Genomic DNA, 462 nt, shown 5'->3' with positions numbered 1-462 from the left:
ATCTCGTACGATGTGTCGAAATGATCCTCGATCGCGCGCTTGCTGCGGCCCGTCACGAAAATGAGCTCCGTGATTCCGGCCTCGATTGCCTCCTCCACCGCATATTGGATGAGCGGCTTGTCGACGATTGGCAGCATCTCCTTGGGGCTCGCCTTCGTAGCGGGCAAGAACCGCGTACCCAAGCCAGCCACCGGGAATACCGCTTTGGTGACTTTCAACATCATCAACCCCTCTCTGTCAGTTCTTTATGTGAAGCGTGATTAAGCTATTCGAAAGAAAAAGCTAGACGCGCTCGACCGCCTCCTCGCTGCCGCGTGCGTCCCGGTGCTTGTCTCGAACCGCCGAGAAGCGCGCCGCTTCATCGCGCTCGACGGCCTCCCGGTAGGCCGATACGGCAACGAGAATCAGCAGCACGGCGCCCCCCGCTATCCAATGCAAGTCCATGAGACGCCTCCCTTGGCG

The 462-nt window shown here is 59.5% G+C and carries 2 protein-coding genes; both read right to left on the bottom strand.

The genetic code is table 11. From position 1 onward, the window contains the following. A partial coding sequence (locus AB4Y42_RS44225; protein WP_368697895.1) for a sugar phosphate nucleotidyltransferase occupies positions 1–221 on the bottom strand: 221 nt, incomplete at its 3' end. Positions 222–282: 61 nt separating this feature from the next. Then, positions 283–444 (bottom strand): hypothetical protein, encoded by a 162-nt coding sequence (locus tag AB4Y42_RS44220; protein WP_368675662.1) that lies wholly within the window; start codon positions 442–444, stop codon positions 283–285. Positions 445–462: the final 18 nt, after the last annotated feature.

Source organism: Paraburkholderia sp. EG286B, assembly GCF_040965655.1.
GTDB lineage: Bacteria > Pseudomonadota > Gammaproteobacteria > Burkholderiales > Burkholderiaceae > Paraburkholderia.
Note: the sequence above shows the minus strand (reverse complement) of the source record. Positions and strands in the feature narration are given on the sequence as shown.

What these genes read in the sequence shown, in the direction of transcription:
- AB4Y42_RS44220 (WP_368675662.1), bottom strand. Translation starts at nt 444, where the DNA reads ATGGACTTGCATTGGATAGCGGGGGGCGCCGTGCTGCTGATTCTCGTT.